The 24787-nt window shown below is 66.5% G+C and carries 22 protein-coding genes, 2 pseudogenes and 1 riboswitch; of the genes and pseudogenes, 9 read left to right on the top strand and 15 right to left on the bottom strand.

Going from position 1 to position 24787, the window contains the following annotated elements; translation table 11 throughout:
* Positions 1 to 114: 114 nt before the first annotated feature.
* Positions 115 to 1713, top strand: a complete 1599-nt coding sequence (locus tag VGL40_09830) for a PAS domain-containing methyl-accepting chemotaxis protein (GenBank protein HEY3315555.1) — start codon at positions 115 to 117, stop codon at positions 1711 to 1713.
* 95 nt (positions 1714 to 1808) lie between these two features.
* Here VGL40_09830 and VGL40_09825 read toward each other — a convergent pair whose 3' ends face one another.
* The 5 genes from VGL40_09825 to VGL40_09805 all read right to left on the bottom strand — a co-directional run bounded on the left by VGL40_09825 (position 1809) and on the right by VGL40_09805 (position 6625).
* The gene (locus VGL40_09825; protein HEY3315554.1) at positions 1809 to 2630 is read right to left on the bottom strand and encodes a CoA-transferase; all 822 of its coding nucleotides are present in this window, start codon (positions 2628 to 2630) and stop codon (positions 1809 to 1811) included.
* A 7-nt stretch (positions 2631 to 2637) separates the two neighbouring features.
* Complete coding sequence (locus VGL40_09820) at positions 2638 to 3633, bottom strand: CoA-transferase (protein HEY3315553.1); 996 nt, start codon at positions 3631 to 3633, stop codon at positions 2638 to 2640.
* A gap of 97 nt (positions 3634 to 3730) precedes the next feature.
* The gene (locus tag VGL40_09815) at positions 3731 to 4870 is read right to left on the bottom strand and encodes an acyl-CoA dehydrogenase (protein HEY3315552.1); all 1140 of its coding nucleotides are present in this window, start codon (positions 4868 to 4870) and stop codon (positions 3731 to 3733) included.
* 12 nt (positions 4871 to 4882) lie between these two features.
* Positions 4883 to 5368 (bottom strand): Zn-ribbon domain-containing OB-fold protein, encoded by a 486-nt coding sequence (locus VGL40_09810; GenBank protein ID HEY3315551.1) that lies wholly within the window; start codon positions 5366 to 5368, stop codon positions 4883 to 4885.
* A gap of 3 nt (positions 5369 to 5371) precedes the next feature.
* Positions 5372 to 6625, bottom strand: a complete 1254-nt coding sequence (locus VGL40_09805; GenBank protein ID HEY3315550.1) for a thiolase domain-containing protein — start codon at positions 6623 to 6625, stop codon at positions 5372 to 5374.
* Between the two features lie 316 nt (positions 6626 to 6941).
* Here VGL40_09805 and nikR point away from each other — a divergent pair, with 316 nt between their 5' ends.
* The 6 genes from nikR (at position 6942) to VGL40_09775 (ending at position 11582) form a co-directional block, all read left to right on the top strand.
* Positions 6942 to 7358 (top strand): nickel-responsive transcriptional regulator NikR, encoded by a 417-nt coding sequence (gene nikR / locus VGL40_09800; GenBank protein HEY3315549.1) that lies wholly within the window; start codon positions 6942 to 6944, stop codon positions 7356 to 7358.
* Positions 7359 to 7445: 87 nt separating this feature from the next.
* A complete protein-coding gene (gene cbiM / locus VGL40_09795) occupies positions 7446 to 8507 on the top strand; it encodes a cobalt transporter CbiM (protein HEY3315548.1) in 1062 nt (353 codons plus the stop codon).
* Positions 8491 to 9498, top strand: a complete 1008-nt coding sequence (gene cbiQ / locus VGL40_09790; GenBank protein ID HEY3315547.1) for a cobalt ECF transporter T component CbiQ — start codon at positions 8491 to 8493, stop codon at positions 9496 to 9498. The genes cbiM and cbiQ overlap by 17 nt, the downstream gene beginning before the upstream one ends.
* A gap of 3 nt (positions 9499 to 9501) precedes the next feature.
* Entirely contained in the window at positions 9502 to 10254 is a 753-nt protein-coding gene (locus VGL40_09785; GenBank protein ID HEY3315546.1) for an ABC transporter ATP-binding protein, read from the top strand.
* A 191-nt stretch (positions 10255 to 10445) separates the two neighbouring features.
* On the top strand, positions 10446 to 11366 hold the full coding sequence (locus VGL40_09780; GenBank protein HEY3315545.1) for a ComEC/Rec2 family competence protein: 921 nt from the start codon (positions 10446 to 10448) through the stop codon (positions 11364 to 11366).
* Positions 11367 to 11378: 12 nt separating this feature from the next.
* Complete coding sequence (locus tag VGL40_09775; protein HEY3315544.1) at positions 11379 to 11582, top strand: DUF3006 domain-containing protein; 204 nt, start codon at positions 11379 to 11381, stop codon at positions 11580 to 11582.
* A 149-nt stretch (positions 11583 to 11731) separates the two neighbouring features.
* Here VGL40_09775 and VGL40_09770 read toward each other — a convergent pair whose 3' ends face one another.
* From VGL40_09770 to VGL40_09725, 10 genes and pseudogenes are all read right to left on the bottom strand, one after another.
* Positions 11732 to 13246, bottom strand: coding sequence for a CoA-acylating methylmalonate-semialdehyde dehydrogenase (locus tag VGL40_09770; protein HEY3315543.1), 1515 nt, complete (start codon positions 13244 to 13246; stop codon positions 11732 to 11734).
* 40 nt (positions 13247 to 13286) lie between these two features.
* Positions 13287 to 13673: a HutP family protein gene (locus VGL40_09765; protein HEY3315542.1), complete on the bottom strand. Its 387-nt coding sequence runs from the start codon at positions 13671 to 13673 to the stop codon at positions 13287 to 13289.
* A 118-nt stretch (positions 13674 to 13791) separates the two neighbouring features.
* Positions 13792 to 15069 (bottom strand): aspartate aminotransferase family protein, encoded by a 1278-nt coding sequence (locus VGL40_09760; protein ID HEY3315541.1) that lies wholly within the window; start codon positions 15067 to 15069, stop codon positions 13792 to 13794.
* A 43-nt stretch (positions 15070 to 15112) separates the two neighbouring features.
* Positions 15113 to 15849, bottom strand: a pseudogene (locus VGL40_09755) (nitrilase-related carbon-nitrogen hydrolase).
* Between the two features lie 271 nt (positions 15850 to 16120).
* On the bottom strand, positions 16121 to 17347 hold the full coding sequence (locus tag VGL40_09750; GenBank protein HEY3315540.1) for a Glu/Leu/Phe/Val dehydrogenase: 1227 nt from the start codon (positions 17345 to 17347) through the stop codon (positions 16121 to 16123).
* A 57-nt stretch (positions 17348 to 17404) separates the two neighbouring features.
* Positions 17405 to 18340 carry a hypothetical protein gene (locus tag VGL40_09745; GenBank protein ID HEY3315539.1) on the bottom strand — a complete coding sequence of 312 codons (936 nt, stop codon included), beginning with the start codon at positions 18338 to 18340 and terminating at the stop codon, positions 17405 to 17407.
* A gap of 205 nt (positions 18341 to 18545) precedes the next feature.
* On the bottom strand, positions 18546 to 19091 hold the full coding sequence (locus tag VGL40_09740) for an ECF transporter S component (protein ID HEY3315538.1): 546 nt from the start codon (positions 19089 to 19091) through the stop codon (positions 18546 to 18548).
* A gap of 141 nt (positions 19092 to 19232) precedes the next feature.
* Positions 19233 to 19417: riboswitch (FMN riboswitch) on the bottom strand.
* A 76-nt stretch (positions 19418 to 19493) separates the two neighbouring features.
* On the bottom strand, positions 19494 to 20219 hold the full coding sequence (locus tag VGL40_09735; GenBank protein HEY3315537.1) for an SIMPL domain-containing protein: 726 nt from the start codon (positions 20217 to 20219) through the stop codon (positions 19494 to 19496).
* A 161-nt stretch (positions 20220 to 20380) separates the two neighbouring features.
* A pseudogene (locus tag VGL40_09730) lies at positions 20381 to 20557 on the bottom strand (glutaredoxin domain-containing protein).
* A gap of 242 nt (positions 20558 to 20799) precedes the next feature.
* Positions 20800 to 21648 (bottom strand): GNAT family N-acetyltransferase, encoded by an 849-nt coding sequence (locus tag VGL40_09725; GenBank protein HEY3315536.1) that lies wholly within the window; start codon positions 21646 to 21648, stop codon positions 20800 to 20802.
* Positions 21649 to 21864: 216 nt separating this feature from the next.
* Here VGL40_09725 and VGL40_09720 point away from each other — a divergent pair, with 216 nt between their 5' ends.
* Both VGL40_09720 and VGL40_09715 read left to right on the top strand, forming a co-directional pair.
* Positions 21865 to 23466 carry an ATP-binding cassette domain-containing protein gene (locus VGL40_09720; protein ID HEY3315535.1) on the top strand — a complete coding sequence of 534 codons (1602 nt, stop codon included), beginning with the start codon at positions 21865 to 21867 and terminating at the stop codon, positions 23464 to 23466.
* Positions 23467 to 23577: 111 nt separating this feature from the next.
* The coding region (locus tag VGL40_09715) for a DUF2157 domain-containing protein (GenBank protein ID HEY3315534.1) at positions 23578 to 24787 on the top strand (1210 nt) is incomplete at its 3' end.

Genomic DNA, 24787 nt, shown 5'->3' with positions numbered 1-24787 from the left:
CCCCCGCCCTACAGAGGGGCCCAGACCTCCTTCAAGACCTTCGAGTCGCACCCTGGACACCGAGCAGTCTTCGCATCGCTCTGTTCCTCGGCATCTGACACCGCAGCGGCAGGCATGGCCGCCGCCAAACAAGAGGCCGCCTTCGCCCTGGTCCGTTCATCATCCGTGGGTACCGCCGGATCTCCCGTCCGGGAGGCGCCGGCCACCGCCTTCAGCATCTATCAATCCGTGGTCAAGAGCCTTCCCGACCCGCTCTTCATAACCGACTCTGAGCTAACCGTAGTCTACATGAACGAGGCCTGCGAGCAACTGATCGGGTACAGCGCCGCGGAGACGGTCAACCGGATGAAGTGCCAGGATGTCTTCCGCAGCGACATCTGCAATAATGGGTGCGCCATCAAGGGCTGCATGGCCTCGGGTCACTCGGTGGTCGGGGCTCGGGTGTTCATCACCCACCGATCGGGCCGCCAGATCCCGGTCAGCGCCAGCGCCGGAGTGATCACCGATCCCACCGGCCAGGTGGTCGGAGGCCTCGAGGTCATCCGGGACATCAGCGACCAAGTCGCCGCCGAGGTCGAGGTCAAGAACAAGGAAGAGTACAGCACCAGCATCGTCCAGGGGATCTCCGACCCCTTCTTCGTCGCCAACGCCCAGCTGACCATCACCTACATGAATGATGCCTGCGCCACCCTGACCGGATACTCTCCGGCCGAGACCGTCAACAAGCTGAAGTGCCGCGAGGTCTTCAAGAGCAACATCGGTGATTCCGGCTGTGCCTTGAAGCAGTGCATGTCGACGGGCAAGACGGTCAGCGGGGCTCGGGTGGTCATCACCGACAAGACCGGGGCCAAGAAGAACATCCTGGCCAGCGCGGGCGGCATCAAGGACAGTCGGGGCCAGGTCATCGGGGGGTTCGAGCTGTGCCGCGATATCTCCAACCTGGTCGCCGCGGAGACCGAGCTCCAGAAGAACGCCGAGGAGACCAGCGCCACCAGCGAGGAGTTCGCCGCCAGCATCGAAGAGGTCTCCTCGGTCAGTGAGGAGATGGCGGCCACCGTCGGCAAGGTCAATGAGAACACCCAGGAGGTCCTGAAAACCGTCCAACAGTCCACCGACGCCGCCGGCAACGGGGCCCGGACGGTCAGCGAGACCGCCGAGGCCAGCCGGGCGATCGCCCAGGCGGCCGCCGAGTCCAAGCGCGACATGTTGGAACTCAAGGACCACAGCCGGCGGATCACCGAGATTCTCGACGTCATCAGGGACATCGCCGAACAGACCAACCTCCTGGCCCTCAACGCGGCCATCGAGGCCGCCCGGGCCGGTGACCAGGGACGAGGATTCGCCGTCGTCGCTGAGGAGGTCAGGAAGCTGGCCTCGCGGGCCCAGAGTTCGACCAAGCAAATCCTCGAACTGGTCCAGGGGATCAACGCCAAGACCGACAACCTCGATAAGTCGCTGGATAAGGTCCAGGGCCAGGTGACAGTGACGGTCGAGAAGACCGACCGGGCCAGGGCCGTCCTCGAGGAGATCGTCCGGTCGTCGGAGGCCTCGAAGGAGGGCATGCACAGCATCGCTTCGGCGATGACCCAGGCGGCCGCCTCGACCGAGCAGACCAGCGCCTCGGTCCAACAGGCGGCGGCCGCCGCTCAGGAATTGGCCAGACTGGGCCAGAGCCTGCGCGACCTCAGCCACCGGATCGGGACGGAAGTCTGATTAGCCGCCACCCGGCGCCCAATGACGGTAGAAGCCGCTCCGGCCAAGATCCGGAGCGGCTTCTCGTTCTTACAGAGAAGGTGTCTGAACCCGGGTTACCCTCTCCCAATGATGTACCTGTACGGATCCACCTGCTCCCTCAATATCCTCAGCTCCTCCTCCCGCGGCGGCTCGCTGGTGGACACCTCTTCGGCCCAGAGCAGCTCGAAGCCGGTGTTCTTGATGACGTCCTCGCGGGTCACCCCGGGGTGGAGCCCCTCGACCTTCATCCGCTTGGTCGCCTCGTCGAAGCCGATCACGGCCAGCTGGGTGATGACCTTGTAGGGCCCGGTCCCGGGAGGCAGGCCGGCCGCCTCGCGGGCTCCCGGACCGGTCAGGTATCCCGGCGAGGTGACGAAGTCGCACTTGGGGACGAAGCGCTTGGCGTCCTGCGGGGTGATCATCATCGTCCGCCAGCACAGGGAGGCCAGGTCGTTGGCCCCGCCGCTGCCGGGAAAGCGAACCTTCGGCTTGGCATGCGGGCCGATGACCGTCGAGTTGATGTTGCCGTAAGGGTCGATCTGAGCCCCGCCGAGGAAGGTGCAGTCGACCATCCCGCGCTGGCAGGCGTCCATGATCTCACCCATGCTGCCGGCAAAGAGGCCGTGATAGAAGGTCCGGGAATCGCCGACCGAGATGGGCATCGAGGGGAGGAGCGGCCCCGCCCCGCCGGCCTCGAACATGATCATCAGGTTCGGCGAGCAAGTCTTCTGGGCCAGCATGGCGGCGGCACAGGGGGCGCCGGTCCCGACCACGACCGTGCTGCCGTCCTCGAGGCAGCGGGCGGCCAGGCAGATCATCAGCTCCATCGAGTTGTAGCGAACGGCGGCCTTGGCGGCTTCTGCGGCCTTGCCGGCTTCGGCCCCCGGATTGACCACGGCCAATTCACTCGCCCCCCTTCGGGATGCTGAGCAGCTCGAGGGCCCGCAGTTTCTGCATCCTCGCCAGACCGCCGCACAGTCCCAGGTACTCCTGAAAGTCCTTGGTGCCGTAGATGTATTTGTCGAGGAAGGCCCGGAAGGTCTGGGGGTCCTCCTCGGCGGACAGCCACTCGCGGATGTGCTCCTCGTCGGAGAAGTACTCGCCGGCCATGTTCCCTGGGTAGCTCCCGAAGGGCACCTCGATGACGGCGTCGACGGTGAAGTAGGTGATCGCCGTCTTCTCCGGCTGACGCCTGATCTCTTCATTGGGGATGAGCCGTTCGCAGGTGACGATGACCTTCTTGGCCGCTCGGGTGAGCTCCTGGTCGGCGACCATGATCCCGTCGACCTGGCAGTTGCCGTAGGCATCGGCCCGGTGAACGTGGACCAGGGCGACGTCGGGGTAGAGGGCCGGCAGGGCCACCAGGGTCTCGCCGGTGAAGGGGCACTCGATCTCCTTGGCCGCGCTCTTCTTGAAGGTGTCGGTGCCCAACATGCTGCGGGCGGGGATGAACGGCACGCCCATCGCCGCCGCACGGTAACGCCAGGCCAGGGCGGCGTTGGTCCATTCGGTCACCTCGAGTTGGCCGCTCTCGAAGAGCCGGCGGGAGTTCCGGGACAGCCCGCGGGCCTCCAGCCCGACCACGTAGGCCACGTCGCAACGGTCGATGCAGCCGCCGGCGGCGAGGATCTGGAAGTCGTGGGTGGCCGTGTGCCCAGACAGTCCGAGGTTCTTCTTCTTTTGCCGGACGATCTCGTGGAGGAGGGCCGTCGGGATACGGTTGGTCCCGAACCCGCCGACGGCGACGTAGTCCCCATCGTGGATCAGATTGGCCACGGCCTCGCTGACCGTGGTCAGCTTGCTCTTCAGGGCCCGAGGTTTGGTGCGAAAGTACTCCCTGGCGCGGTTGGCATCCGGGTCGGTGAACAGCCGCCCTTCGCCCTGCTGCTTGACTTCCAACGCTGACCCCTCCCTCATTGGCAACGCCGGGGGCCGCCGCGGCAGCGGCCTTCGGCCCCCGGCGATCGTCCCGTCCCTTCATCCGGCTCCGGTCAGTTCACAACCCCAACTGTCTGGCGATGACCAATCGCTGGATCTCCGAGGTCCCTTCGCCGATCTCGCATAGCTTGGCGTCGCGGAGGTAGCGTTCGACCGGGTATTCCTTCATGTAACCGTAGCCGCCGTGGATCTGGATGGCCTCGAGGGCCGCCCGGGTGGCGATCTCCGAGGCGTAGAGCTTGGCCATGGCCGCCTCTTTGGTGTACGGGAGGTGATTGTCTTTGAGCCAGGCCGCCCGGTAGACGGCCAGGCGGGCCAGCTCGACCTGGGTGGCCATGTCGGCCAGCTTGAACTGGATGGCCTGGAACTTCCCGATGGCCTGCCCGAACTGGACCCGCTCCCGGGCGTACTTGACGGCCGCGTCGAGGCAGCCCTGGGCGATCCCGAGGGCCATCGCCCCGATGCTGATCCGGCCGCCGTCGAGGGCCATCATGAACTGCTTGAACCCCTCGCCCGGTCGCCCGAGGAGGTTCTCCTGCGGGACGCGGCAGTCCTCCAGGACGATCTCGGCCGTGTCCGACGACCTCAGGCCGAGCTTATCGTACTTCTTGCCGGTCTTGAAGCCGGGTGCGCTTCTGGGGACGATGAACGAGGTGATCCCCCGGGTCCCCTTGCCCTTCTCGGTGACCGCCGTGACCACCGCCACCCCGCAGTGGGAGGCGTTGGTGATGAAGCACTTCGAGCCGTTGAGGACCCACTGGTCATCGACGAGGGCGGCCGTCGTCTGGGTGCCGGCGGCGTCCGACCCGGCGTTCGGTTCGGTCAGGCCGAAGGAGGCCAGAATCTCGCCGCGGGCGCAGCGGGGAATCCACTCGCGTTTCTGGGCTTCGGTCCCAAAGAGGTAGATCGGCGAGGTGCCGATCGAGACATGGGCGGCAAAGGTGATCCCTAGGGCCGCGTCGACCCGCGAGATCTCTTCCACGGCCACGGCGTAGCTGAGGTAGTCACCCCCGGCCCCGCCGTACTCCTCGCTGAAGGGCAGGGCGAAGAGGTCGAGGGCGCCCATCTGCTTGACCAGTTCGGCCGGGAACTCGCTCTTCTCGTCGCGCTCGGCCGCCCCCGGGGCGACCTCCTGGAGCGCGAACTCGCGGACCGTCCGCCTGATCATCTCCTGCGTCTCGGTGAGGTGGAAGTCCACGTGCCCTTCCCCCTATGCTGGAACGAAGTAGACGTCGGTCGGCAGGAACTTGGAGTTCCGGAGGAACTGGGCCCTGACCTTCATCCCGATCTCGGCCCTGCCCGGTTCGACCCCGATGAGCCGCGACAGGAAGAGGGTGTTCACCCCTTCGAACTCGACCAGGATCAGAGTGAAGGGGGTCTCCGGGAGGAACACCTCCGAACCGAAGTGGCAGGTCGTCCAGGTGTGGACACGGCCTTCCTTGGGCAGTTCGACCCAGTCGGTCTTGGCCCCGCACTGCATGCAGTGGCTGCGCGGGGTGGCGTAGGTGTAGCCGCACTTGGGGCAGTGCGAACCCATCAGCCGGCCGGCCGACAGCCCGGCGAAGAACGGCGAATCCTGGGCGTAACTGTGGATGTAGTCGATCTCGTAGTGGGACTTGACGATCAGGGGATCGAGGTTGTAGACCACGGTCCCCTCCTGGGTTTCGGGGACTTTGATCTTCTTGACGTCGGCCACGGCCTAAAACCCCCTCTCGAGGACGCTGACGGTGATGTAGGTCCCCGTCCCGGCGTGGCTGTGAATCAGCCCGCGGCGCGCGTCCTTGACCTGCAGGCGGTCGTTGCCGAAGTGCTTCTCAATCGTCCCCTGGAGCTGCCAGAGGGCGAAGACCGCCTGCATCAGACCGGTGGCCCCGACCGGGTGTCCGCAGGCCAGGAGGCCACCGGAGGGGTTCACCGGCACTTCGCCGTCGAGGCCGGCGGCGCCGGATTCGGCGAAGCGGCCGCCCTCGCCGTACTTGCAGAACCCGAGGTCCTCGTAGGTCTGGATCTCAGAGGAGGTAAAGGCATCATGGAGTTCGACGAAGTCGATCTCCTTCGGCGGATTGGTGATCCCGGCCATCTCATAGGCCAGCTTGGCCGCCATGCGGCCGCCCCGGAAGGAGTGGACCCCTGGATACTTGAGGTGAGCGTAGTCCTCCTTCTTCTCGTGGGGCAGCAGAATGACGTCGCCGTGGGGCCGGTCGGCCAGGCGCATCGAATCGGTGCCCGTCCCGACCCCGATGACCTTGACCAACTTGTCCGTCAGCTTCCGGGCCATTTCCTCGGAGGCCAGGATGACGCAGGCGGCGCCGTCGGACATGACGCAGACGTCGAGCCGGGTCAGGGGCGTGGCGACCATCTCGGAGTTGCGGACGTCCTGGATCGTCAGCTCCATCGGATACTGGGCGTACGGGTTGTGCATGGCGTTCCCGTGGTTCTTCACCGAGACCGAGGCCATCTGCTCGACGGTGGTCCCGAACTCATGCATGTGCCGCTGGACCATCATCGCGTAGTAGCCGGTGTAGAACCCGCCCACCGGGTAGTCGAAGTTGGTGTCCGAAGCGAGGGCGATGAACTCATTGCCTTTCCAAGTGTTGACCCGGGACATGGTCTCGAAGCCGTAGGCCAGGCAGACGTCCAGCCGGCCCGAGGCGATGGCCTCCCAGGCCGACTGGAAGCACATCCCCCCGGTGGCCCCGCCGGATTCGATCCGCCGGCTGGGTTTCGGGCAGAGGCCCAGGTAGTCCTGGGCCATGATGCCGGCCATCAGTTGTCGGGTGAAGTGGTCGGAGAAGTAGGAAGCCACGCTGCCGTCGATCATATCCAACGTCAGGTTGGGCACGTCGTTCATGGCGTAGTCGAAGGCTTCCTTGACCATGTAGCGGAAGTCCTTGTTCGGGGAGGCCTTGGAGAACTTGGTGATCCCCCCGGAGACCACGTAAACGTCCCGCACTCGTCAATACCTCCTCACCAAAAATTCTCTCGCGTCACGACGGGGGTCCTTGGCGCCCGACGTCGCCCCCTTTCCCAAAAGCCGGATCGGCCGGTCGTCCTTGGAAGTCGGAATCGAGACACTTGCCTAATTCCTTGCACTGGGCAAGAATCCCTGCCGACCGCGCCCCGGCGGCGGCCGGCCGAAAGACCAGATTTCGCCGGTCTAGACGGCTGGCTACGGGACTTGTCACTCCTTTCCTGGTAACACGATATGGCCAAAATGTGCCACCAATGCTATGATGGGCGTAGATGGACCACGATTGCGAGGGACCAAGGTGGAACAGTTGATGAGATTCGGCGTCTCGATGCCGCCGGCGCTGCTCGAGCAGTTTGACCGGTTGGCCGATAAGAAGGGCTATGCCAACCGCTCGGAAGCCATTCGCGACCTGATCCGGGCGGCCATCGCCGAGAGCCGTTGGGAGGACGAGGACACCGAGGTGGCCGGGGCCATCTGTCTCGTCTACGACCACCATAGCAACGCCGGCAAGACGGTCGGCGACATCCAGCATCAGGCCTTCAAGAACATCGTCTCGACGGCGCACGTCCACCTGTCCCACGACAACTGCCTGGAGATCCTGGTCGTCAAGGGACGAGCGGGCGACCTGAGGGCCCTGGCCGACAGCGTCACCGGGGTCAAGGGGGTCAAGTTCGGCCGGCTGGTCCTGGGAACGACCGGGGAGAACCTGCCCTGACGTTGCCGGACATTGCCACGACGTTGCCGGACGTGCCGGACATCCGTCGCGAACGCCGGAAATCTGTCTTCATGGGAGGCCCGCTCAATGCACATTCCCGACGGCTATCTGAGCCCATCGACGTCGGTCGTCCTGACCGGGATGATGCTTCCCATCTGGAACCGGGCGGCCCGCAAGGTCTCGGCCCGCTTCGACGTCGGGCGGGTGCCCCTCATCGCCATCGGAGCGGCCTTCTCCTTCGTCATCATGATGATCAACATCCCGGTCCCCGACGGGACGACCGCTCACGCCGTCGGCGGGACGTTGCTGGCCATCACCCTCGGGCCGTGGGCGGCCACCCTGGCCCTCTCGGTCGCCACCTTGATCCAGGCCCTCTTCTTCGGGGACGGGGGAATCCTGGCCTACGGGGCCAACGCCCTGAACATGGCGGTCATCCTGCCCTTCGCCGGGTACTACATCTTCAGGCTGATCCGCGGGCGCTCCGCCCCGGGCTCGTGGCGCTACTACGCGGCCGCCTCGGTCGGCGCCTATGTCGGAATCGTCCTGGCCGGCCTGGCCACCGGTTTCGAGCTTGGCATCCAGCCGGCCCTCTTCCACACCGCCGCCGGGGTTCCGCTATATAGCCCCTATGGTCTCAAGGTGGCCCTCGGGGCGATGGCCATCGCCCATTTCCTGGTCGCCGGCCCGGTCGAGGCCGCCGTGACCGGCTTGGCCCTGGCCTACATCTTCCGGACCCAGCCGAACATGCTCGCCGGTGAGCCGGGGGTCGCGGAAGCGACGACGACCGGGGCGGCGGCGATGGACGGTCGGGCTCGGCCGGCCTATCGAGCCCTCCTCGTCCCTCTGGGCATCCTCGTCGTCCTGACCCCCATCGGCCTGCTGGCCAAGGGGACGGCCTGGGGCGAATGGGGCCTTGGGGAACTGGGCGACCGCCTTGGATACGCGCCGAGCGGCCTGGTACGGCTGTCCGCCTGGTGGCATTCCCTTCTCCCCGACTACACCCTGGGCGCTCTGGAGGCTACGGGCAGCAAGTCTGGTGCCATCCTCGGGTACCTGGTGTCGGGGCTGGTCGGCCTGGCGGTGATCGGGATCATCGCCGGCGGGCTAATCATCGCCGGGAGGAGGCGAACCCATGCCGGCCCATCCTGAGGCCCAGAGCGGCCTGCCCGGTCTGCCGGCGTGGCTGCTGGAGCAGGACGCTGGCCGGCCGGAAGGCGACGCCCAGGCGGTCCGGCCGGGGAGGCGCGGCCGCGGCCGGGGGGCCGAGTCCTTCATCGATCACACGCTGGCCGAGATGGCCCACACCACCCGGCACGCCGTCTTCGCCGAGGAGATCGCCCGCCGCCCCGGCTTCCTCCAAGGTCTCGACGCCAGAGTCAAGCTCGGTTCGTTCCTGGCCCTCATCCTGGCCGTGGCCGTCGTCCGCAGCCCGCTGACCCTGGCCCTGGCGACGGGGGCCGTGGTCTTCGCGGCCGCCCGCTCGCGAGTCCCGGCCTCCTTCCTGCTCGGCCGGGTCTGGCTGTTGGTGGCCGCCTTCACGGCGGTCATGGCCCTGCCCTCGGCGTTCGATTGGGTCAGGCCGGGGCCGGTGGCCTTTTACGCCTATCACGTGGTCGGCCCGGTCCACGTCGGGCCATTGGCCCTCCCGTCCGACCTGGCTGTTACCTGGACCGGCCTCCGCGGCGCCGTCCTCCTCGTCCTGCGGGCGGCCGGGTCGGCGACCCTGGCGGCCGTCCTCACCCTCACTACCCGCTGGGACCGGCTCCTCGCCTCCCTTCAGGGGCTGGGTCTGCCGGCGGCCTTCGTTTCCGTCTTCGATCTGGCCTACCGCTACTTGTTCGTGGCCATGGGAGCGGCCCTCGAGACCTTCGAGGCCCGCCGGGCCCGCACGGTCGGCCGGCTGAGCCTCGCCGCCGACCGCGGCTTCGCGGCCGGGGTGATCGGCTCGGCCCTGACCCGCGCCCGGGCCATGAGCGACGAAGTCCAGGAGGCCATGGTCGCCAGGGGCTACGACGGGACGATTAAGCTCGACCGACCGCCGGTCCTCACCAGCCGGTCAGTCCTCCGCCTGGCCGCCGGCGTCGCCTTGGCTTACCTGCTCTTCATCTTCGATCGGATCCTCGGCCTCCTGGGGGGTTGAACCTTGCCCATCTACCGCCTGGATGACGTGTCCTTCAGCTACGGACCGGGCGCGACGGCCCTCGACGGGGTCACCCTGACCATCGCCCCCGGCGAGAGCCTGGTCCTTCTCGGGGCCAACGCTTCGGGTAAGACCACCCTGCTTCGACTGCTGGCCGGGCTGGCCTCGCCGACCGCCGGCGAGCTCACCGCCTTCGATCAACCGTTGACCACCGACGCCTTGCGCGATCGGGACTTCGCCCACGCCTTCCGCCGCCGCGTGGGCCTCGTCTTCCAAAATGCCGACGCCCAGCTGTTCTCGCCGACCGTCACCGACGAGGTCGCCTTCGGCCCCCGCCAACTGGGCCTGGACCAAGTCGCCCTGCGGCGGCGGGTCCTGGAGAGCCTGGCCCTCCTGGGCCTCGAGCCCCTCGCCGAGCGGGCCCCCTTCCACCTGAGCGGCGGCGAGAAACGCAAGGTCGCCCTGGCGTCCGTCCTTTCGCTGGGGCCGGAAGTCCTTTTGTTGGACGAGCCGACGGCCGGGCTCGACCCGCGTTCCCGGGCCTGGCTGGTGCGGTTCCTGCGAGCTTTGCACCGGGCCGGCAAGACCATCGTCACCGCCACTCACGACCTCGATCTGGCCGCCCGGGTCGGCGATACGGCCCTGGTCCTGGGAGAGGATCATCGGGTCCGGGCGGAGGGTCCGGTGGCCACCATCCTGAATGACGCCGCCCTGCTGGTTCAGGCCAACCTGATCGAGCCGCCGGGGGCGCCGTGATCGGAGCCAGCCAGCCGGCTCGCTTGACCAAGGCCGACGACCGTGGCCACCCATGACCACGGTCTCTTCTTGTCCCGGTGCTCGGGGGGAGCTCCGGAGCCAAATGGCGAATAGGAGAGGGCAGGCCCCTTCGCCTTGCTTGGCCAGCCCTGGGGTCGGCGGGCAAGGCGGCCCGATCAGGAGGAAGCAACGTGCGTCCGCTCATCCACAGGAACCTCTCCCTCCGCCGGTTTTTCCTCGGTTGTCTGGTCGGGTTGCTGGTCGCCGGCTTCGTCTGGAACGCGGCCGGTTGCCTCCGGGCGCAGGCCCCCGCCCCGCCGCCCCCCGCGCCCTCCACGGTGACGGGCCACGGCGACCCGCTCGAACTCCACTTCATCGACGTCGGGCAGGCCGACGCGATCCTCATCCGGACGCCGGGCGGCCGCGCGGTCCTCATCGACGCGGGTGAGTCGGCCGGCGGCGACGTCGTGGTCGGCTACCTCAAGGCCGCCGGGATCAAGGAGCTCGATGCGATGGTCATCACCCACCCGCACACCGACCACATCGGCGGGATGGCCAAGGTCCTCAAGGCCTTCCCAGTCAAGGCGATCTATGACCCGGGCTACCCGGCGACCACGGAGACCTACGCCGACCTGCTCAGACTGATCGAGTCCTTGAAGATACCCTATCACGAAGCGAGGGCCGGGGTGGCCGTGGACCTCGAGGCTGGGCTGGGCTTCGCTTTCCTCGCCCCGAAGGCCCCGACCGATGACGCCAACAACAGTTCGGCCGTGGTCCGTCTGACCTATGGCCGCTTCGCCGCCATCCTGATGGGCGACGCCGAGGCCGCCGAGGAGAAGGACCTCCTGGCCTCGGCGGTCGCGATCCAGAGCGACGTGATCAAGGTCGGTCACCACGGCAGCGACAGCGGGACCACCGAGGCCTTGCTGGCCAAGGTCAAGCCGAGCACCGCGGTCATCTCGGTGGGAGCCGGGAACAGCTACGGCCATCCCGCCAAGGTCACCCTGGACCGGCTGAAGGCAAGGGCGGTGATCGTTCACCGGACCGATCTGGAAGGGACGATCGTCATCTCCACCGACGGGGAGTCGGTCAGGGTCAAGGCGGAGCGATGAGGAGGTGAGCCGATGAAGGTTATCGTCGACCGAATTGAAGGAGAACTGGCCGTCCTCGAGTGGGGCGACTCGACGGTCGAGTTGCCCGCGGCCGAATTGCCGGCCGGCGCTCGGGAGGGCAGCGTCCTCACTGTCCGTCTGGAGCTCGACGAGGATGAGACGGCCCGGCGACGGCGGGAAGCCGAGGCGACCATCAAGCGGCTCCGGGGTGAATGAGCCGCGGGACCGCGAAACCGTCCCGAAAGCCACCAGAAAGGAAAAGGCCCGTCCGGCGTCGCCGGGCGGGTCTTGCCTTTTGGGCCTGGGGATCGATAGGAACTGCTCTTGAGGGCAATCGGGCAATCGAGTGATCGGATGACCCTTCCCTACTTCCGAGTGATCGTCCCCTCCCAGGTCGACACCTTCTCCGCCCGCTTGGCCCGGCCGAACCAACGCTGGGTGACCGACTTCGACTCGGTGTAGAAGATCATCCCGTCGCGACCCATCACGTGGAGGTCGCCGAGGAACGAGTTCTTGTGGCCGGAGAAGGGGAAGACCGAGATGGGCACGGGGATGCCGACGTTGACCCCGACCATCCCGCCGTGGGTCCGTTTGGCGAACTCGCGGGCGGCATGGCCGCTCTCGGTGAAGATGCAGGACCCGTTGGCGTACGGGCTGGCGTTCATGATGGCCAGGCCTTCCTCGAAGTCCTTGACCCTCTTGATGCAGGTGACCGGCCCGAAGATCTCGGTATCGCCGACGCTCATTCCCGGCTTGACCTGGTCGAGAATGGTCGGCCCGACAAAGAAGCCGCCCTCGAAGCCGGGGACGACCACATTGCGTCCGTCCAGGACCAGCTTGGCCCCTTCCTCGAGGCCCTTGCTGATCCAGTTGATGATCGACTGCCTGTGCTCGGCCGAGACCACCGGGCCCAGCTCGGTCTTGGGATCATAGGCGCAGCCGATCTTCCGTTCCTTGGCGAACCTGGCCAGGTAGGAGACGAACTCGTCGGCCACCTCATCCTCGACGCAGACGACCGGCAGGGCCATGCAGCGCATCCCGGCGCAGCCGAAGGTGGAGTTGATGATGACGTGGGCGGCCTGCTCCAGGTGGGCGTCGCGGAGGACCAGGGCGTGGTTCTTGGCTTCACCGAGGACCTGGACCCGCTTGCCGTTGGCGGCGGCGGTGGCGTAGATGTGCCGGCCGACGCTGGTCGAGCCGACGTAGGAGATACCCCTGACGTCTGGGTGCTTGAGGAGCAACTCGGCCTCGTTGCGGCTGCAGGTGACGATGTTGACGACCCCCTTCGGCAGGCCGATCTCCTGGAGGAGCTCGGCGATGCGGAGGGCGGTCTGCGGGGTCTGGCTGGCGGCCTTCAGGACGAAGGTGTTGCCGGTGGTGATGCAGAGGGGGATCATCCAGCCGTAAGGGATCATCGCCGGGAAGTTGAACGGGACGATGCCGGCGAAGACCCCGACAGGCTCGCGGTACATCACCGTGTCGATGCCGTTGGACACGTTCATCAGCGAATCGCCCTGCATCGTCACCGGGAGGGCGCAGGCCAGCTCGACCACCTCAATGGCCTTAAGGATGTCCCCCCGGGCCTCGTCCATGTTCTTGCCGAGCTCCATCGAGGTCAGGGTGGCCAGCTCGTCGAGGTGCTGATCGAGAATGGCCTTGAACTTGAACATATACTGGACGCGGGCCGTGATTGGCGTGTCCGACCAGTCCGGGAAGGCCTTGGCGGCGGCGGCGACGGCCGCGTTGACCTCGTCCGCCGTGCAGCACGGGGCCTCGGCCATGACCTCGCCGGTGCTCGAGTTGGTCACCGGCATGTACTTGCCGGACTTCGTCTCCCGCCATTCGCCGTCGACAAAGTAGCGCAGCCTCTTGATGGCCATCTTGGCAACGACTCCTCTTTTCGAAGGTTGCGGCGAAAACTCAATAGGCCATGTGCATGACACCCAACCCGACCTGCTTGTGGTCGGTCAGGTGGTGGGCGGCGCACTCGCCGAACATGGCCACGACCACCCATCGGCTGTCGCGGACGATCGCCACCTTGACCCCGAGGTCTTCGACCAGCGCACTGTCGAGGAACGGCTGGCAGGCCTCATGGGCCGCGTGGATGAGGGCATGGACGTGATGGGGAGTGCGTGAGACGACCCCGCAGTCGAGGGCGGCGGCGACCACCGACCCGACCACCTTCTGCTTGAACCCGGCCAGCTTCGCCCCGACCTCGGTAACGGCGCACTTGTACAGGCCCGTCCGCTCGAGGGTCTGCTTGAGCCGGGCTTCTTCCTCGCGGGAGCTGGCCAGGAGAAGGCACAAGGCGGCCTTTTCCGGGCCCAGCCCATGGACGTTGAAGTGATTGCCGGGTCCATCTCAGCCCTCCTGGGTGGGGCAGACATGGCCTGATCGGGACGACCGGGGTCAGCCTGGGGTCAGCTCACTTCGGCAGGGAAGCGAAAGCCTGGTCCAGAACGCGCAGGGCCTCATCGGCGTCGGCCTGGCCGACGGTCATCGGCGGGGTGATCCGGATGACGTTGTTGTACAGGCCACCCTTGCCGATGAGCAACCCGAGTTCGCGAGTCTTCTCGAAGATCTGAACGACGAGGTCTGCCGCCGGTTCCTTGTTGGCCTTGACCACCTCGACCCCGATCATCAGGCCCATCCCGCGAACCTCACCGATGCACGGGTACTTCTCCTGCATGGCCAGCAACCCCTGGCGGAGGTGGTTGCCGATGACTTCAGCGTTCTTGACCACATTCTCCTTCTCGATGACCTCCAGGGTGGCCAGGGCGGCGGCGCTTGACACCGGGTTGCCGCCGAAGGTCGAGATGGTCGGCCCCTTCCAGCAGTCGGCCACTTCGGCCCGGGTGATGGTCGTCCCGATAGGGGTCCCGTTGGCCAGACCCTTGGCGAAGGTCATGATGTCCGGCACGACCCCGTAGTGTTCGATCCCGAACATCTTCCCGCCGGTACGGCCGAAGCCCGTTTGGACCTCGTCGCAGATGAACAGACCGCCGTACTTGCGGACGATCCCGACGGCTTCCTTGAAGTACTCCTTGGGCGGGGTGATGAAACCACCGACGCCCTGGATCGGCTCGGCCATAAAGGCCGCCACCTGGCCCGAGGTCTCGGTCTGGATCAGTTCTTCGATGTCCTTGGCGCAGCGCAGCTCGCAATTGGGATAGGTCTGGCCGAAGGCGCAGCGGTAGCAGTAGGCGGCATGGGCGTGCTTGATCCCGAGGACGTGGGTGCCGCCGGCCCGCCAGGGGGCGTGGGCGGTGACCGACATGGCCAGCATCGACCGGCCGCTGTAGGCGTGCCGCAGGGCGATGACCTCCTGCCGCCCGGTGAAGAGCTTCGACAGGAGGATGGCGGTCTCGTTGGCCTCCGTCCCACTGTTGCTGAAGAAGGACTTCTGAAGGTCGCCCGGGGTGATCTCGGCCAGCTTCTCGGCCAGGGCGACCATCTGGGGGATGACGTAGACGGTCGAGGTGTGGACGAGGGTCTGGACCTGCTCGGTCAAGGCCTTGGTCACCGCCGGGTGGCAGTGCCCGACGCTGGTGGTCAGGATCCCGCCGAAGAAGTCGAGGTACTTGCGGCCGCAATCATCGTAGAGGTACATCCCCTCGCCCTTCTTGGCCACGATCGGTTCCTTGTAGTACACGCCGATGGCCGGGAACATGTACTTCTTGAACTTCTCAACAGTCGGGTTCATGCTGACGCCTCCTTGTCTTCCTCCGAAAGTCACTGGCAGTAACTCACTCGCGGCCGGGCTCGATCAATCCGCCATATGTATCGGGGCGACGGTTCCGGACGAAGTTCCAGCGTTCCTTCTCCTGGGCCACCCGGGTCAGGTCGAGGGTCGCCAGGACGATCTCGTCACTTTCCTGGCTGCCCTGGGCCAGGATCTCGCCGCAGGGATCGCAGAAGTAGCTGGTCCCGTAATAGGTCCCGGGGTTCAGGGGTTCGAGGCCGACCCGGTTGATCGTCCCGACGAAGACCCCGTTGACCACGGCGTGACCCCGCTGCTCGATGAACCAGATGTACCGGGACAGGTCCATCACCGTAGTGCAGGGGTTGTAGAGGATCTCCGCCCCTTTGAGGGCCAGGATCCGCGGGACTTCCGGGAAATGCCGGTCAAAGTCGATGAACACCCCGACCTTGGCGAAGGCGGTCTGGAAGACCGGGTATCCCAGGTCGCCGGGCCGGAAGTAGAACCCCTCCCAGAACCGGCCTCGGCCATCGGCACGATGAGGGCCACGCCCAGCTCCTTGGCCAGCTTCCCCATGACCTCGCTGGTCGGGCCGGGGATCGGTTCGGCCGCCAAGAACCAGCCAGGATCGCGCACCGCCCCAGAATAGTAGCTGGAGAAGAGCTCTTGGAGGCAGATGATCTGAGCGCCCCGGGCCGCCGCCTCCCTGATCAGGTCGACGTGCTTGGCCGGGTTGGCCGGTTTGTCGGGACCCGCTGAGGCTTGGATCAACGCGGAAACCACAGACTCTGGACTCGTTTCGATTCACCTCCCCCGCCCGCGGATAGTCATCCAGTCAAACGGCCGGCCCGAAAGGCCTGGGCCGGAAAAACACAAAGTGGACCCTCGGTCTAGGGTCCACTCGTTCACTCAGGCACTCCGGGGGGCTGCCCCGGTCCCTATCCTACTGCTAACTCTATTTTCGCCTTCGGACCCATTCTTCATCGGGGCCCCTTTTCCTTCTCTGGCCGCCGGCCGGTGGACCGGGCCGGCGCCGGTGGTGCGGCCGCCCTGCTCACACCCATCCCCGCAGCTCGACGGCCTTGGCCACCCGGCCCAGGGCGATGGACCAGGCCGCCTCGCGCATCGTGATTCCAGCCTCCCGGCTGCGTCCTTGGACCTCTCGGTAGGCCCGGGTGATGGTCGTCCTCAGCCGCTCGCGGACGGTCGACAGGTCCCAGTAGGAGTCGGTCAAGCCCTGCTGCCGCTCGAAGTGGCAGACGATGACCCCACCCGAGTTGGCCAGGACGTCGGGGACGACGCCGACCCCGCGGGCCAGGAGGATCCGCTCCCCGTCCGGAGTGACCGGGGCGTTGGCCGCCTCGATGACCACCTTGGCCTCCACTCGAGCGGCGTTCCTGTCGTTGATGACGTCTTGAACGGCGGCCGGGATGAGGATTTCGCACTCCGTCTCCAGGAGTTCCTCGTTGGAGACCGGGGCGCCCCACGGAAAACCGGCCACGTAGCCAGTCTTCTTGACGTGGGCCAGGAGGGCCGGGATGTCCAGCCCGCTCGGGTTCTTCACGCCACCTTTGACGTCGCTGACGGCGATGACCCGATAGCCGTCGGCCTGGAGGAACTTCGCGGCGTGGCTGCCGACCTGGCCGAAGCCCTGGATGACCACCCGGGTCTCGGCCGGGATCAGGCCGGCCCGCTCGGCCTCCTCGACCGTCAGGTAATGGACGCCGCGTCCGGTGGCCTCCTCGCCGCCGATGGAGCCGCCGACTTCCGGCGGCTTGTCGTTGATCGCCGTCGGCTGGTGGACGCCCATCACCTGCTCATACTCATCTAGCATCCAGGCCATCGTCCGCGGGTCGGTGCCGATGTCGGCCCCCGGTACGTCGACCCAGCTTCCCTTGGGCTGAAGGCGCCGAATGAAGGCCCTCACCAGACGCTCCAGCTCCCAAGGACTCAGCTTCGACGGGTCGGCGACGATGCCACCCTTGCCACCGCCGGCCGGGATGCCCACCAGGGCGTGTTTGACGGTCATGATCAGGGCCAGGGCCTTGACCTCGTCGAGGCTGAGGTCCGGACGGATCCTGGTGCCGTCCCTGGTCGGTCCGATGGCGTCATTATGGTGGACTCGGTAGGCGGTGAAGATCCTCGCGGTCCCGTCGTCCATCCGCAGCGGAATCTGGAATTCCAACACCCGCATGGGCCTTCGGAGCAGTTCTTGGACCTCGGGCCGCAGTCCGATGATCCTTACCGCGCGCTCGAGGTGCTCGAGGGCGCCGGACAGCATCTCTTCCACGGTCGCCCCTCCTTCCCGGTGGTTGTGCCGGTGAATTGAGTGACCGACCTACTGGGGCTTGGGCAGGGTGAGATCGGCCGGCCCCGATCCGGAACCCATGATGGCCGGATTGACCCTTTGCACCAGTTCGTTGATGATCGCCGCGTGCTTGACCTTCTCCCGGCACCAGAAGCTGTGGAAATCCGGCGCTACCCAGGGCTTGTAGAGGCCGGCCTCGGACAGGCCCGGTTCGATCTTGAAGTAGACTGGGGCGCAGACGCGGGCGATCTCGGCCCCCTCCCAGAAACGGTTGAACCCGCCCATGGCGTCGACGATGTAGAGGTAGACGTCCATCGGGATGGTGATGGCCGAGCGGATCGAGGCCAGCATCGCCAGGGGCAGGTCGGCCAGGGGGTTGAAGGAGTCGGCCCCTAGGTGCTCGATGACCTTGGCCCCAGCGGCGTTGCCGTGGCCGGCAAAGACCGAGCACTTGAGGACGACTTCTTCGGGCAACGCGCCGGCCTTCTTCATCTCGTTGAGGACCCAGATCATCCCCTCGTCGACGACCAAAAAGCCCCGGATCCCCGCCTCCAGGCAGCGCTCGACGTCCCTGAGCCAGGTGGCCAGGCCGTCGGAGCCCCGCAGGCGATAACCGGAGACCAAGCCCTCGGAGGTTACCACCTGCCGACCGAGGTCCCAACCGCGCACCGGCGCGGGTCCCATGACGACCTGGATCTTGGCCTCGTGGGCCAGCTGGGCGAAATCCCTGAGCTCGCTCTGGGTAAGGAGGGTGGCCCCTCCGACGGTGGCGATGACCCGGTGGACCGGCGTGTTCCGTTTGAGGCTTTCATCGATGAGGGCTTCGAGGGCCGGGACCCCCTCCACTCCGGCGATCTCGATCCGGTAATGGGCCCCGTCCGGAAAGGTCCGGCCGGAGTCGGGAAGCTCGTTTCGGTCTCGAGATGGGATTCCAAGTTTTTCGAGGGCCTCGAGTAATGCTGACACCGCTGCTTCCTCCCCCAAGGTCGGCCGGCTAAGGCGCGTTTCCAGAATTACGCATTCGTTCTGGCGGCGTCGGAATCCTCCCCGGGGCGGCACGAAGGGCCAGGCGCGAAGAGGGTACGGCAAAGCGCCGGCCTGTCATGGCCGGCGCCCGTTGGCTGACGCTGATCGGTGGGGTCGTTCGAAGCCTGGTCCGGAATTCGAGGTCTCACCCCAAGTAGTGTCTCACCCGCTTGTAGAGGAGGAACGTCAGGACCGAGGAGATGGCGAACTTCAGAAGGTTGAAGGGCAGGATGAAGCTGATCGCGTAGTGCTTGAGTTGGCTCATGGGAATGCCCCAGAGGGGCAGGAAGATGTAGTAGTTGGCGATGGCCATGATCAGCGCGGCGGCCGCCGTCGCCACGACCATCGAGCCGACCGCCTGCGCCCGGGTCTTTCGCCGCCAGTAGATGATTGAAGCGACGATCACGTAGACCCCGCCGGCCAGGGTATTGGCGGCTTCCCCGACGATCCCGCCGGGGGCCATCCCCACGGCCATGGCCAAGAGGTTCTTGCCGATCTCGACGATGAAGCCGGCCAGGGGTCCCATGGCGAAGCCGGCCAGCAGGGCCGGGATGTCGGCCGGGTCGTACTTGAGGAAGTCAGCCGGCGGGAAGATCGACACTTGCAGTAGGTGGTAGCGCAGAACGAGACCCATCGCGATGAGAATGCCGATCCTGACGAAGAAACGAGTCCTGTTGGTCGTCCCAGCCATTCCATTGACCCTCCGTTTTCTCACGGGACCCGCGGACGCCTGAACGAACAAAGCCCCGGGGAGATTCCCCCGGGGCTTTTCCGTCAACGTGCTTGCGCGCGACCGCGGGATGATCATCCCGCGACTCGCCAGTCAAGGACCGCTGACCCTCTTCCATCCGGACTTTACCGTCGGCCCCGGCTTTTCACCGGATCTGCCGCCCCAGTGGGCGGCTCGCGGGCTCGGCCTTCTTCAGGCCTTACCGCCGATCAGGAATTGAGCGCTTTGACCGTCGCGGCGATTGCCGCGCGCGGCCGGGGCGCTCTCACCTTGCCCCGAAGGTCCCGCTATGTGGTTTGATCAAATTGTACCACGGTTCGCGGGCGATGGTCAATTGCCGTACGATTCACTGCCCAGCATGATTCACTTGACGATAAATTCGACCGCCACCGTCACCTGGAGTTGCACCTGTCCCGGCTCAATCGGCGTGCTGGCGGCGGCGCCGGCCTGCTTCATGGCCATGTCGCGGTAGACCGGACCGGGGACGTAGTTCTGATCCTGGATGCTGACCGACTTGACCCCGACGATCTTCGTTCCCAGGGTCTTCGCGGCCGCCTCGGCCTTGGCCCTGGCGTCGGCGATAGCCTGGTCGATGGCCTGAGCGTTGAACTTGCTCTTGTCTTTGACCTTGAACTGAAGGCTGTCGACGCGATTGGCCCCGGCGGCGACGGCCTTGTCGATGATCCCGCCCATGCCGGCGAAGTCTCCGGTCTTGAAGCTGACGACGTTGTTCAGATCATAGCCGAGGAACTTCTGACCGTTCTGGGTGTAATCGTAGGCCGGGTTCAACGAGACGTACTTGGTCTGGATGTCCTCGGTCTTGATCCCGGCGGTCTTGAGGGCCTTGACCACCGCGTCCATCTTGTCCGCCCCTTGTTTCTGCGCCTCCTGGGCCGTGGCCGCCCTCAGGTTGAGCCCGAGTTGGATCTCGGCCTGGTCGGGGACGGCGTCGAGGATGGCCTGCCCGGCCACGGACAACGGATGTTCAGGCTTGGGTGTGGCCGGCGCGATTCTCCCGCCGAGGCCGACCAGGATCAGCAGGACGGCCAAGAGGCCGATGGTCAGCCATTGATAGATAGGCTCTTTCATTGCTCCGCACCTCCGTGTGGTGATGACCCACTCTTCTCACCTCTTTTGGCGTCGGCGGAGTGGTTTTTGTTCCCGGCCGCCCGGTTAAGATTGGGGAATAGATGCCGATAGCAGGCCTTGACGGCCTGCTATCGGAGATTCCCCTGACTTCGGGCCGGTCCTCAGCCCAGCAGCTTGTCCAGCTTAGCCCGGTCAAAGCCGGCGACGACCTCGTCATCGACGTAGATGACGGGAACGTAACGGAAGCCCTTGGACATCAGTTCCTTGGCCGCGGCCATGTCACTGGCCACGTCCTTCTCAACGTAGGCGATTCCCTTGTGCGAAAGAAACTCTTTCGCCTTGACGCACGACCCTCACGTCGGGGTGGTGTAGACGGTGACCTTCTTGTCGGTCGGCATGCCCTCGCCCTCTCTTCGTCGGCCCGACCCGTCCTCCCGGGTCCGACCGTTCTTGGTATGCGGCAGGATTCTACCGCCCGACCCCAGCCTCCTCCCGCTGTCGAACGGAAAGGCTGAAATCGAAGCTCTGTACTATTCTTCCCAATCTGACGGCCAGACCTTCGGAGAGTCTTGATCACCCGTCAGAAGCCGCGGGCGGCCAATCGCGAGTCGAATTCGGCCCATTTCGGCAAGTAGACTTGATAGGTCAGGTCCTCAATGAAGCCGACCGCCCGGGCCACCCCGACCGACCCGGCGTTCTCCGGCCAGCAGTGCCACTTCGGGCTGACCCCTCGCTCCAGGGCGTAATCGACGCAGGCCGCCGTGGCGATGGTGGCCAGGCCGACCCGCCGCCGGTCGCGGACGGTCTCGACGCCCAGCTCGCACTCGTCCGGGGCATTGTACTCCGATAGGCACCAGCTGACCAGGCGGTTTTCAGCCACGAGGGCCTGACCGAACCCCCATTCGAAGAAGGTCTCGAGCGACCCCCAGGTGCCGAGGATCTCGGCCGTCAACCGGTCCAGGCCGAGCGGGCCGGCGCCGGCGAAGAGGTCGGGGTCGACCGCGATCGGCCGGCAGTCCGCGGGGAGGAGCTTCCTCCGATCGACCCGCAGTTCGCGCAGGGAGTAGTGGTAGCGGATCCGCCGGTCGATGGACTCGGCCCCTAGCGCCTCGGCGAGACGGCCTTCCCAGGCCGGTGGGCAGACCACCCGGAGCCAGGGGAGCAGGCCGCGGTCGGCCACCTCGGGGAGGACGGACTCACTGAGCACCTCGCCAAAGCCGCTTTCCACGCCGGCCTCGGGCTCTCCGGACAGGAAGAGGATCGCCTTCCCATCCCAGATCAGGCCGACCGATGGCCGGTCGGTGAAATCGGCGTAGACCGACCCCGGCGCGCGCCCTCCGACGATGGCCTGGACGGCCAGGTTGTAGGCCAGCGGCTCGAACAGACCAAGGACCCGGCCGTACTCGAACGGCTTGAGCGCGGTCACCATTCGGAGAGTACCCCCTGATGGGCATGGACCCCGGCCGCACCGCCCACTGGTGCTCGGTCAGCTTCTTCTGGTCGATCAGTCCCGGCAGGATATGCTGGCCTCGGGCGTCGAAGGTCCCTGTGGACACCTTGCCCCGGTCACCGACAGCCTCAGTTCACCGGCCGAAAGGCTATTCCTCCCGAAACCCCGGCACCCCGGAATGGAAAGGAGTCGACCATGGACGGGTTCGCCTCGCCTCCCCCCGAACTGATCATCGACGGGTTGGCCAAGCGCTTTGGCGACGTCGTCGCCGTCGATGGCCTGTCCTTCGAGGTCCAGCCGGGAGAAGTCTTCGGCCTCCTGGGCCCGAACGGAGCCGGCAAGACGACGGCGATCAACCTGATCGCCGGCATGCTCAGGCCAGACGCGGGCCGGGTGGTCATCGGATCGGCCCCGGGCGCCGCTCCCCGGGAGGTCCGGTCACTCGTCGGGGTCTGTCCGCAGAAGGTCGTCCTGTGGGGCAAGCTGACCTGCCTCGAGCAGCTGATTTTGATCGCGGAGATGTACGACGTCCCGCCCCGGGTGGGCCGCGGAAGGGCGTCCACCCTCTTGGACGCCCTCGGCCTGGCCGACAAGCGGGACCGGTTGGCGCGGACCCTCTCCGGCGGTATGCAGCGGCGGCTCAACCTGGCCATGGCCCTCGTCCACGACCCGCCTCTCGTCGTCCTCGACGAACCGGAGGCGGGGCTCGATCCACAGAGTCGGGTCATGGTCCGCGACTACATCAGGTCCCTGCGCCGCCGCAAGACCATCATCCTCACCACCCACAACATGGACGAAGCGGACCGACTGGCCGACCGAGTGGCGATCATCGACCACGGTCGCCTCCTCGTCCTCGACCGGCCGGAGGAGCTCAAGCGTCGGGCCGGCGAGGGCGACGTTCTCGAGGTCGACCTCCAGAGCGACGGCTCGGCCGGCGAGCGGGCCGCGGCCGCCGTGCGGGCCCTCGGTCCCGGCTCGGACGTCACCGTGGCCGATGGGGTCCTCGTCGTCAGGGCCCTGGTCGGTGACCTGACCAACCCTCAGTACCTGATCGCCGCCCCCCTGGCCGACGCGGTCATCGATGCCTATTGCCAGGGGGCGACCGGCTGGCTCCGGCCGGTCCAGGTCGCCGAAGAGGCCCTGGGCACCTCCGGTGTGGCCACCGACCTCGATTCCTACACCCCGGGGCTGATCATCTTCTCCGTGATCATGCTGATCTTCCCGGCGTCCATGAGCATCGCCCGGGAGAGCGAGGCGGGAACCCTCGACCGCCTCCGCCTCAGCCGCCTGACCTCCCTCCAGTACCTGGCCGGCATCAGCGGCGCTCAGGTGCTGATCGGCCTCGTCTCGGTGGTCCTCTCCCTGGCGGCCGCCAAGGCGGTGGGCTTCCATAGCCAAGGCCCGCTCTGGGTAGCCGTGGCCATAGGTGCCGTCACCGCCATCTCGGTGGTCGGTGTCGGCCTGATCGTCGCCGCCTTCTCGCGGACGAGCAATGAGGCCTTCGTCATCGCCAACTTCCCGCTGATGCTGCTGATGTTTTTTTCCGGTTCGATCTTCCCCATCTCGAAGGTCGCCGTATTCACCGTGGCCGGCCGGACCGTCGGCCTTTTCGACCTCCTCCCGCCGACCCACGCCGTGGCCGCCCTCAACAAGGTCCTGACCTACGGCTCCGGGCTGGGCGGGGTGAGCTACGAATTGGGAGCCCTGGCCCTTCTGTCGGCGGCCTACTTCGCCGCCGGGGTCTCCCTCTTCCAGAGGAGGCAAATGGGCAAGGGGGCGGCCTCGGGCGGCCGCTGATCCCCAGGGCCTGCCACCTCGCCCGCTGAAAGAGGAAAGCGCCAACCTCCTACCAGTAGGCTTGCTGGGCGACCATCCGTCAGGTTCAAGCGAGAAAGGACGTGTCCGGGAATGGCAAGTGGCGGTCTTCCCCGCGACTTCAGTTCGGCCCTCCGTGATGAATCATCCGGCTGGGTCGGCCGCGGACTGATCAGCGAGGATCAACGTGGTTCGATCCTTGGTCTCTACCCGGAACCGGTCGCCGCCGGCCGAGACCGTCTGGTCCTCATCCTCAGTCTCCTGGGACGCACCCTGGTGGCCGCCGGGACGATCCTCTTCTTCTCCGCCAACTGGCCGAAGATCGCGGCGTGGGTGAAGGTGGCCTCTGTCCTCGCCGTCATCGCCGCCACCTACGGCCTGGGATTTCATCTGGCCTATCGGAGGAAGGACCACCCCCGGCTGGGGCAGGCCCTGATCTTCCTGGGGGCGCTGTTCTACGGGGCCGGCATCTGGCTCATCGCTCAGGTCTTCCACTTCGACAGCCAGTGGCCCACCGGCTTCCTGGTGTGGGGCGCGGGGGTGCTCCCGGTCGCCTGGGTGACCAGTTCCCAGCCCATCCTTTACCTGAGTGCCGCGACCCTGACCATCTGGACCATTTCCGCGCAGACTGCGGCCGGCACGTATCCTGTCCTTTACCCGGCCATGCTCCTGTTGCTGGTGCTGCCCGCCGCCCGTCGCTTGAGGGCATGGATGGTCGAATGGGCCGTACTGGCCGGACTCCTCCTCTGGTTCCTTATCGGTGTATCCGCTCACCTCTACGGGGCCGGATCCTTCAACCCTCTGCCGACGGCCGGTCGGCTGATCCTCCTGTACGGTCTGGCGGTGACCCCGATTGGTCTGGCCGGGCTGGGGGACCCACGGGCCTACCTTTCGACGGGAGCCCTCGCCGGGCTGGGCGGGATCTACTGCCTGGCCTTCGGACGGGTCGGGTACTCCCCCGGCCCGCCACTACCGCCGTTCCTGGTCGGCCCGCCCGACCTGATCGCCGGGGAGGTCATCCTGGTCGTCGGGCTGGCCATCGCCGCTTGGACCTACTGGCGGACGGGGCGATCGGAGCGGGTCTTCCTTCTGCCGGCCCTAGGGGTCCTCGGCGTCGCCGCTATCTTGGCCGACGTTCCGGGAGCGGCGGCCCGGGTCATCCTCTTCAACCTCCTCCTCCTCGGCGGAACGGTCGGGGTCATCGTCCTCGGCATCCGTCAACGCCTCGGTTGGCTGGTCAATATCGGCCTGTCGGTCTTCGTCGTCCACGTCCTGACTCGCTACTTCGACTTGTTCTTCTCGG

It is taken from the genome of Bacillota bacterium, assembly GCA_036504675.1.
Classification (GTDB): domain Bacteria; phylum Bacillota; class Sulfobacillia; order JAJYWN01; family JAJZPE01; genus DASXUT01.
The sequence above is the reverse complement of the archived record's forward strand: the minus strand, read 5'-3'. Positions and strand labels throughout refer to the sequence as shown.

What these genes read in the sequence shown, in the direction of transcription:
- VGL40_09830 (HEY3315555.1), top strand. Translation starts at nt 115, where the DNA reads ATGGCCGCCGCCAAACAAGAGGCCGCCTTCGCCCTGGTCCGTTCATCA.
- cbiM (HEY3315548.1), top strand. Translation starts at nt 7,446, where the DNA reads ATGCACATTCCCGACGGCTATCTGAGCCCATCGACGTCGGTCGTCCTG.
- cbiQ (HEY3315547.1), top strand. Translation starts at nt 8,491, where the DNA reads ATGCCGGCCCATCCTGAGGCCCAGAGCGGCCTGCCCGGTCTGCCGGCG.
- VGL40_09775 (HEY3315544.1), top strand. Translation starts at nt 11,379, where the DNA reads ATGAAGGTTATCGTCGACCGAATTGAAGGAGAACTGGCCGTCCTCGAG.
- VGL40_09770 (HEY3315543.1), bottom strand. Translation starts at nt 13,246, where the DNA reads ATGGCCATCAAGAGGCTGCGCTACTTTGTCGACGGCGAATGGCGGGAG.
- VGL40_09760 (HEY3315541.1), bottom strand. Translation starts at nt 15,069, where the DNA reads ATGAACCCGACTGTTGAGAAGTTCAAGAAGTACATGTTCCCGGCCATC.
- VGL40_09750 (HEY3315540.1), bottom strand. Translation starts at nt 17,347, where the DNA reads ATGCTGTCCGGCGCCCTCGAGCACCTCGAGCGCGCGGTAAGGATCATC.
- VGL40_09740 (HEY3315538.1), bottom strand. Translation starts at nt 19,091, where the DNA reads ATGGCTGGGACGACCAACAGGACTCGTTTCTTCGTCAGGATCGGCATT.
- VGL40_09735 (HEY3315537.1), bottom strand. Translation starts at nt 20,219, where the DNA reads ATGAAAGAGCCTATCTATCAATGGCTGACCATCGGCCTCTTGGCCGTC.
- VGL40_09725 (HEY3315536.1), bottom strand. Translation starts at nt 21,648, where the DNA reads ATGGTGACCGCGCTCAAGCCGTTCGAGTACGGCCGGGTCCTTGGTCTG.
- VGL40_09720 (HEY3315535.1), top strand. Translation starts at nt 21,865, where the DNA reads ATGGACGGGTTCGCCTCGCCTCCCCCCGAACTGATCATCGACGGGTTG.